Here is an 8,983-nt window from a genome sequence, read left to right as displayed (position 1 = left end):
TATTCATCTTTTTATTCACGATCGAGTATTGCATATAATTGTATCATAGTCTTGATAATCATTTAGGATTGCTATATATTATTGTACGATCGCACTCGGAAAGAGAGAAAGTCCTTAAAAAAAAGCATTTGGGAGGCTCGATTGGGCGATCGGGTCACACTTGCTAGCTCTTTCCCCAGGTTACAGTCAGTCATCACAACAAAGTGAGGTAAGAATCGCACGCTTGCCATGTGCCAGTTGCGTCACTCCTGTCAGATTTAACGATCCCAACGAAATGGAAGGCTTTTGAGAGTATGAAAGCACCACCCACGGAGCTCTCGACCCCCGATCGGCTACAGTGATCTCCGCTGCCATAAGGGATCTCGCACTTGCCCAACCTGTGCCAGTTGCGTAAGTCCTGTTCCTGTTTGAATTTTAAGATACTCAAATACCTTCTTTTGCAATACTGCAACTTTGTTGCGGTGAGCAGTTGCCGGCGTTCGCTGCAGCACCGCCGTCCCAGTGTGAAAAATCTCCGAGAGCGTAATTTGAGAAGACAGTCCACGATGTGTTTGTTCTGTAGTATATTGATTTAAGGCGTTGCAGATTTATGGTGTGAACGACTCAATCTGCAAAAAATTAAACCAGCGCGTCAGAACATCTTCGGAATTTCCAACTTATCTATTTTCATACCGTGATTCAGCAACGCCTTACTTAAATAACATTTAACTTGCAGAGGTAGACGATGAAACCTTCAGAACAGCTATCAACACCGTCTAGTGTCTTTGATGAAACCTTCCGCGAGAATCCCGATCCTTGGGGATACACCACCAAATTTAACGAAATCAGTAAATTCCGAGCAACTATCAGAGCTTTGCCAAAAGTCCAATTCAAAAATGCTTTTGAAATCGCCTGCGCCATTGGTGTACTGACCGAGAAACTAGCTCCCAAATGTGACAGACTACTGTCAGTAGACTATTCGGAAGTGGGATTGGTCGAAGCGCGGAAACGCTGCCGCCATCTCCCGCAGGTGCGGTTCGAGCAGATGCAGATACCCCAACAGTTCCCAACTGAAAAATTCGATTTGATTTTATTTTCAGAAGTCGGCTTTTTTTTGACTGTGGAAGACCTTTTGGAAACTAAACAAAAAATTATTGACGGTTTGCTTCCGGGCGGATATTTGTTGATGGTTCATTATCGCTCTACAGCGGGCGATTATTTTATCCTGGATGGCGAGACTGTTCACAATACTTTTGTCGAAAATTCTGCATCATCTTTGAAACATCTTGGCGACCCGCGCAAAAAGTTTTTCATGCTAGATTTAGCACGCCATCACAAACGCTATCGGATGGATTTGTTTCAGCGTTTGTAGATGATACAAACAGGTAAAGTCAAACAGCCTGCATCTATAACTGTCATGACGCACGCGGTCAAAAATCCAGTTTCTGTGTCAATCTATGACTGGAAAGATCCACGATTTGTCTGAGAAACCGGTTTTTTTGCGCGCACGACTATACAATTAAGTGTCGTCTTTTCCCAAGGCGCGGTGATTGTGGCGGGGGCATCCCGGCTGTTAGAAATATACCGAGAAAAGAAACCCAGGATCGCGAATTAAATAACTTACAATTTTAATTGTTATGGTGGGATGGGCGTCCCGCCCGTCCAAAAAGGGCGGGCTACGAGAGCCCACCCCACTTTCAAGAGTGTAAGTTATTTAATTGTCATTCCCAAGTCAAGCGAAGCTATCCTCAAGAAAATTTCGCACAGCAAAATTCCAGGGTAGTCATAAATACAGCATATTCCATGTAGATGTAGTACAAAGAAACCGGGTTTCGAGCAACAGAATCATTACCAGAGGCGAGAACTTTAAAGAAACCCGGTTTCTGGTATGTATTTCATAAACCTGGAATATGCTGTATGTAGCGATCGCGGATATTACCGGGATCTACATTCATTATAGTGATGAATGAAATACCAAACGGCTCCAAGATGATTCTCTAATTTTTTTGATCGAGAAAGAGTTCGCCTTAAAGTCTTGAAACTCGTTGGTGTAAAGTATTATTAAACCTTTCAATATGACTGGTTTTACCACTTTCTTTGCCAACGGGTTTGTGACGTTTTGAGGCAATAAATTTTTCATAAGATACCCAAAAATCCGTATAGCAAACCGCACATTGTCGATCGACAGGCGGCAAAGATTCCCAAAACTTTTGTGCCGAGTTCCGGCTGCGATCTGCAATATAAACTCCAACAATTTCTCTAGTTTTTCTGTATATAGCAGATTCCACGTTTATGAAGTACACCCAGATTGCTCTTCTATTGCCGTAGGGACACGGCACGGCGCCGTGTCCCTACCTCTGTTGTGTACCTCACTAACCTGAAAACTGCTGTATAGCCAGCCAGACGAGCGTGTTGATTATGTTTTTTTATAACAAAAGACCATAATTCATCACATTCAATGATTAATTTTCCTTTAGCTTTCTCTGAAACCTTGACTTTACGAGGCGTTTTGGCGTATTTATTATTTACATAATTTTGCAGCCAAGTTGGAGAAACCCAGACCGAACGAGCAATTCCAGCAAGAGAAATTTTTTCTAAGAGAAGTCGATCTATTAAATTCTTAGTTTCTTGAGAAATTTTATTTTTTGTAGAATTATCAACAAACTGCTTGCCACATTGTTTGCACTTAAATTTTTGTTTTTTGTTGTGGGTACTGCCATTTTTTACGGTTTGTTGTCCTTTGCCGTATGGACAACAAGGTCGGCGATTTAAGAAATAAAAAAAATCTTCCACAGCCAGTTAATTTACATCTATTTACAAATTGCTTATTTAAAAAAATAAAAATTTCGATCGGTTTCATCAAGAATAATAATTAATAGGTTTAATAAGCTTTTATAAAGCTATGGCATCTATTTTTTTAGGTTTTAACTTGAAAATAGCTGGGATTTTAGTTGGCAACTACCAGCCACCACTACATATTTATAATTACCCCTTTACGGACTTAAATCATTACCCTTTCAGCAACACCCATAGTTCTATCTATTTTTAACTTCTGCAAATTAATGGGGATTCAATCTGGATTCAGATGAGGACGGCAAATCCCGGCGGTAAATGCGGCGGTTGCTGGATGGAGATTTGCTACTATCGATACAAAGTCTCACTGTTAATAACACGTAAGCAAGCCAAACATCCCCCATCTCACCTAAAGAACCTTCAGTAATGTTATTCAGTATTATAAAAACCAAGTAAATAATCGGTATTCCGGATTCAGATAGCGGGCTGCGATTCAGTTGTCGCACTGCCAGAATTAGATTAGTAAACAGTGAAGCTAACATTAAGAAAAGTCCCAGATAACCGTAAGATAGCAATACTGATATAGCACCGTTGTGAGCAGTTTTTGGTTGAAATCCATTGGCAGTATATATGAAATAAGCTGGAGTTTTCTCGCCAATTTCGTCTTGCTTAAAAAACCCATCAAATCCATAGCCAAACCAAGGGCGCTGATTTGCCGCGTCGATTAATTGCGGCCAAAACTCTGTCCGCCCTGTCAAGGTCAAATCTTTTCCCAATCCCCCGACAACAATAGACTCTAGGTTGTCTATGATATAAACGCTGGTAATAATAGCCAAGACCGTAAACCCGACAATACAAGTAAAAGCCCATTGAAATTTTAACCTGCTCAAAAAACTTAAAGATGACACTACAGCTATGAGCATCAAACTATTAACTAGAGAACCCCCCGAACTACTAGCTCTCACCAAATAAAAAGAAAACAACATGAACCCCAGAGCTATCCAGCGTTCTTTCTGAGTTTTAGCACCTTGGGAATAGTGCAGATACCAAAGTGCTGTACTCACAACCATGAGGCTGCCGAAAGCATTTTTATGGCTGGTAAGTCCTGCAAATTCTTTGCCCACATTCGGGTACCGCAAAACGCTAACTATGGCGAGAGAGGTATAGCCCCACCTCAGTATTCCAGATAATTCGGGCCACTCATATCGCGCACCCACATAAAAACTAAAAATCGTAAAACCTGTAAATGCTATCCCGCCTTTCAGCGTGATCTCGGGAACTAGCGACCACAGAGTCGATGTTATTGGCAGCAAACAATACACCGAAAAGCCAGGATTTCTCAAAACTAAAAATGATAAGGCTTCTACAAATTGATTTTTAAAAAAACTAATAAATCTCCCTGACAACACCAAGATTACCCATGGATAAAAAGCCCAGGGAAGTTGAGAAATATTACTACCATCGGTAGAAGCCAGATTGACAAAATGTAGGTAATTAAACGGAGGTAGGTTGACGTGGGGAGATACGAATACGTAACAAATAGCAAACCATTTTTCCCAGAGCAAACCTATTTTTTTTTGAGCAGCAAACTGAAAAATCAAGATCGTGCTAATCAGTGCCACAGAGGCCAATAAAGCCAGCAATAAATTATTGCCGAAAATTAGCTCCCTAATCATTCTGGCCATAAAATTCTACCCTTTGTAAGAGAAATATTAGTTGAGCAGCCGGCTACCTCCACCAAATTAACAAGAAACCGAGGCTGTTGTCGATCGATCGCCGTGGCGCGGGCTGCGTTGCATCTAAATTGTCTGTTCCTGTTGCTGTCCCCCGTCCGAGTGTCGGACGGCAGGAGAATTCAACGATATTGATTGAAATATGCGGAGTTAGATACGCATCAAGCAAAGAAGCTAAAAGGCATCCGGCAGCATCCTGGTTTTTTTTCCAAGCTGAGTCCGGGAAGGAAAATCTAGATGCTTAACCGGGCACTGACAATTATTGCTGATTTTTCGTTGTAGCTGCGATCGAGATGGCATTTGAATTGTGACGGATTAAACTAATGAATGAACCCAAAAGAAAATACCTAGCCTGTGGTTAACGCCGATTTTTCTAAACAAATCACCCCGCCAGTCTTGAGTTTGACGTTGTGCGCGATCGCCGCCAACGGTATTATTGCTGCCAGATTTCCCCTCGCTGCGGCGGCACAAGTGCGATTGCGGCCCGAAACAGTCATTGCACAATCTGGGGGCGTTCGACGATCGCCCGAAAGCTACAAACTCGGCGGTGGCGATCGCATTCTAGTAGAAATACTCGAAGTACCCGACCTCACCCGCAACTACGAAGTCCTTTCCGACGGTTCAGTCAACCTGCCACTGATCGGCCTGGTCTCCGTTCGCGGCCGCACCTTAGTAGAAGCCACCAATATCATCCGCAACGCCTACCGCCGCGTCCTCAAAGACCCCATAGTCACAGTCAGCCTCGTCGCCGCCCGCCCCCTTAACGTGGGCGTCATCGGAGAAGTTACCAGGCCAGGAAACTTCACCATTACCCTAACTCCTGGCCCGGGAGTCGCGCCGAGTGTCCAGTACCCCACCGTCACCCAAGCGATCAGACTCGCAGAAGGCGTCACGGGTGTTGCCGACATCCGCAACATCCGCGTCCGCCGTCCCCAACCAGACGGCCCCGATCAAGTGCTTAACGTCAACCTGTGGAGATTCTTGCAAGAAGGAGACATCTCTCAAGACATCATTTTGCAAGACAGAGACACAATCGTGATTCCCACAGTCGCCAACTTCAACCAAGCAGAAGCTCGCCAATTTGCGACAGCTAACTTTTCGCCGCCGCCAGAAAAACCTCGATCGATCTCCATCGTCGGCCAAGTCACCCGTCCGGGGGCTTACGTCGTCATCGGCGGCAACACCACAAGCGACCTCAGCCGAGAAGGTTTTCCGACCGTCATCCGCGCGATTCAGCTAGCCGGCGGCATCACCTCCGAAGCCGACATCCGGCAAATCCAAGTGCGCCGCGTCACCAGAAGAGGCGAACAAATTATCCCCGTGAACCTGTGGCAGTTCCTAGAGTCCGGCGACGGCTCCCAAGATACCATCCTCCAGGAGGGAGATACGATCGTCGTTCCCAAAGCCACGCTCGTCAACCCTGCAGAAGCTGGCGTGTTGGCTAACACTAACTTTGCTCCCCCCGGCATTAACGTTTTTATAGTAGGAGAAGTCAACACAAGCCTCGATCCGCTGAGGCTCCCAGCTAATGCCACGCTGAATCAAGCTTTAATTTCCCGAGGATTTTTTGGCTACGGTAATACCAGAGCTAGAAGGAATCAAGTTGAGCTAGTCCGCCTCAACAACGACGGTACAGCTACTAAACGGACGATCGAAGTTGATTTAACTCAAGGAATTAACGAAGAACTCAATCCTCAACTTCGCAACAACGACATGATTATCGTATCCCGCAGCGGTCTCACCAAATTAGTAGACCGCATGAACACTGTAATCGGACCTGTCGGGCCAGCTACCGGAGTGTTAAATTTTATAAGCATTCTCCGATCTTTATTCAGGTAAGAATGCTGCTGCTGAGGTGGATAGTTCCTAGCAAAGGCTAAAATAAACTAAACAATAGGATTTCCCAGTCGCGGCGCGGCAGCTTCAAAAATATCAACCTCAAAAATATCAACCTCAAGAATACCCAGGCTGAATATGGATAGCAGACAAGATTACCAACCCTTCACACCCAAATCAAACGGCAAACTGCCTGACTTTTCGGCTCAGAACTACAGAGATAAATTCGTCGAGGATACAGAGGAAGAAAAGCTAGACTTGTCCTGGCTCTTAGGCGTCCTGCGCCGCCGCATCCTGGTCATGGCAGCAGCCACCATTGCTTTGAGCGCCCTCGCAGGAACAGCGATCGTCATCACGTCTAAAAAGATTACGATCGAGTATGAAGGCTCCTTTTCTCTGTTAGTAGAACCTGCCACCGCTGAAGGTTTGCTATCCAAACAATTAGACAACACTGTCGCTGCCGACTTAGCAAAAATTAATATAGAAGGAATTAGCTTAGTAGACTATGAAACCCAAATTAGGATTTTGCGCAGCCCCAAAATGATGCAGCCCGTGCTTCAGGAATTGCGAGCTACGAATCCCAAATTGACCTACAGCGAACTGATGTCAAAACTGTCGATCAACCGCATCAGCTACAGCAAAGATGGCAAACAGCAAGGCACAAAAATTTTAGAAGTTCAGTACAAAGATTCAGACAAAGACAAAATTTACCGAGTCTTGGATAAAGTTTCTAAAGCTTATTTAGAGTACAGCTTGCAGCAGCGACTGACTGGCATTAATCAAGGCATTAAATTTATAGATATGGAAATGCCCAAGCTTCGAGAAAGAGTCGAAGTTTTGCAACTGCAAGTCCAAAAACTGCGCCAGCAGAGCAACTTGTTTGACCCCCAGCTAGAGGGCAAATCTCTTTCGGAACAAGTTCAAAGCATTCGGGGTCAGCAAGTAGGAATCCGAGTACAGCTACAAGGGATGCGTAACCTCTACCAAAACTACGAAAAATTACTCCAGCAAAATAATCCCCAGGGGCTGCTGATGACCCAAGGACAAGCTTACGCTGGACTGTTAGGTCAAATCCAGAAAATAGACTCGGATTTGTCAATGAAATTAGCTCAGTACAGAGAAGACAGTTTGCCAGTTTTAGCACTGAAAAAAAGTCGGGAAGAACTGATTTTAACCGCTACTCAACAAGCCAGAGAAGTGGTGATGGGAAATTTGGAAACCCAAATCAAAGAATTGGAAGCGCGCGATCGCGAAATGACTAATTTGCAAAAGGATCTCAACCAAAAAATTAGAACTTTTTCAGTGACAACCCGACAATACGACAATTTACAGCGGGAACTGCAAGTAGTTACTAAGAGTTTTTCGGACTTCTTGGCAAAACGAGAAGCCTTGCGGATCGATGCAGCTCAGCAGCAAATCCCCTGGGTGCTGATCAATCCTCCAGAAATTCCGCTAGACAAATTCGGCCGGCCGATAACAGCTACCGTCAAACAAACCAAAAAACAATTAGCGCTGGCAGTAATTTTAAGCGGTCTGCTGGGCATAGCAATCGGCTTGCTCGTAGAGGTATTAAATACTGTTTTCCACAGTCCAGAATCACTGAGAATGGCCACAAGATTGCCGATCCTCGGGGTGATTCCGTTTACCAAAAAAGTCAAGCGCCGAAAGGTACCCAGACCGAGGCAACTAACATCGGCTCGCTCAAAATCGAAAGTGGAAGTTGTCGAACCGGGCGAAGCTAAACCTACGGCTCCGATGCTCGGGGGGCGAAGTATTTTGAGCGACTTAGACTATCAATTTTTAGAAGCATTTCGATCGCTCTACACGAACATTCACTTGCTTAGTGCAGGAAAAACGATTCGATCGCTATTAGTCAGCTCGGCTGTAGCCGGAGACGGCAAATCTACAGTAGCTTTGCACCTGGCAGCCACAGCAGCAGCAGTCGGACAGCGAGTATTGTTAGTAGATGCAGATTTGCGCTGCCCGCAACTGCACGCTAAGTTAGGACTGCCGAACGTGCGGGGTCTGGGCGATGCCATCTCCACAGATATCAGCCTCAACGACGCGATTGTGCGAGCGCCAAACCAAGATAATTTGTTCGTACTTACCGCCGGTCAAATTCCCCCCGATCCGATCAAGCTTCTTTCTTCCAAAAAAATGCAGTATCTGATGGAGCAATTTCAAGCATTTTTTGACTTAGTGATTTACGACACCCCCCCGCTAGCAGGCTTGGCAGACACCCACTTGCTTGCAGCTCACACAGACGCTACGATTATGGTCGTGCAAATTGGGAAAACAGACCGATCGCAAGTTCGCAAAGTTTTAGAAGAATTAAAAATTTCTGGAGCTTCTGTCTTGGGAATCGTTGCTAACGGCTGCAAAAACTCCGGTCAGAGCTACCGGCAGCGCCCGGTCGTTTTAGAGACGCTCTACGACCCAAAACTATCGGCTTTAGGTACGAAAAATCATAATTAGACAAATTTCGATCCAGGCGGCGCCGCGCCGCCGTACTCGACCGGAAACGCACAACCAAGCTACACCCTCATTTTTTAATAAAAGTACCATTTGAGAAAGAAAATGATAGACTAACGGACAGAGCCTCGTGTGTCAACCGAGATTGCGCGGATCTTTAATTTTGCGAT

General features: G+C 45.0%; 4 protein-coding genes and 1 pseudogene. 3 read left to right on the top strand and 2 right to left on the bottom strand.

Annotation, left to right across the window (positions count from 1 at the left end):
* Positions 1–724: 724 nt before the first annotated feature.
* The gene (locus QUA99_RS13370) at positions 725–1,351 is read left to right on the top strand and encodes an SAM-dependent methyltransferase (RefSeq protein WP_333237214.1); all 627 of its coding nucleotides are present in this window, start codon (positions 725–727) and stop codon (positions 1,349–1,351) included.
* 563 nt (positions 1,352–1,914) lie between these two features.
* Here the strand turns inward: QUA99_RS13370 and QUA99_RS33130 are convergent.
* Together QUA99_RS33130 and QUA99_RS13355 are read right to left on the bottom strand one after the other, a co-directional pair.
* Positions 1,915–2,772, bottom strand: a pseudogene (locus QUA99_RS33130) (IS1 family transposase); the annotation flags it as partial.
* Positions 2,773–3,038: 266 nt separating this feature from the next.
* Positions 3,039–4,457: an O-antigen ligase family protein gene (locus QUA99_RS13355; protein ID WP_333237211.1), complete on the bottom strand. Its 1,419-nt coding sequence runs from the start codon at positions 4,455–4,457 to the stop codon at positions 3,039–3,041.
* 402 nt (positions 4,458–4,859) lie between these two features.
* Between QUA99_RS13355 and QUA99_RS13350 the strand changes: the two genes are divergently transcribed.
* Both QUA99_RS13350 and QUA99_RS13345 read left to right on the top strand, forming a co-directional pair.
* Entirely contained in the window at positions 4,860–6,344 is a 1,485-nt protein-coding gene (locus QUA99_RS13350) for a polysaccharide biosynthesis/export family protein (protein ID WP_333237209.1), read from the top strand.
* A 135-nt stretch (positions 6,345–6,479) separates the two neighbouring features.
* Positions 6,480–8,816: a polysaccharide biosynthesis tyrosine autokinase gene (locus QUA99_RS13345; protein WP_333237207.1), complete on the top strand. Its 2,337-nt coding sequence runs from the start codon at positions 6,480–6,482 to the stop codon at positions 8,814–8,816.
* The last annotated feature ends 167 nt before the right edge of the window (positions 8,817–8,983 follow it).

Source organism: Microcoleus sp. F10-B2 (assembly GCF_036704965.1).
Taxonomy (GTDB): domain Bacteria; phylum Cyanobacteriota; class Cyanobacteriia; order Cyanobacteriales; family Microcoleaceae; genus Microcoleus.
The sequence above is the reverse complement of the archived record's forward strand: the minus strand, read 5'-3'. Positions and strand labels throughout refer to the sequence as shown.

What these genes read in the sequence shown, in the direction of transcription:
- QUA99_RS13355 (WP_333237211.1), bottom strand. Translation starts at nt 4,457, where the DNA reads ATGGCCAGAATGATTAGGGAGCTAATTTTCGGCAATAATTTATTGCTG.
- QUA99_RS13345 (WP_333237207.1), top strand. Translation starts at nt 6,480, where the DNA reads ATGGATAGCAGACAAGATTACCAACCCTTCACACCCAAATCAAACGGC.
- QUA99_RS13370 (WP_333237214.1), top strand. Translation starts at nt 725, where the DNA reads ATGAAACCTTCAGAACAGCTATCAACACCGTCTAGTGTCTTTGATGAA.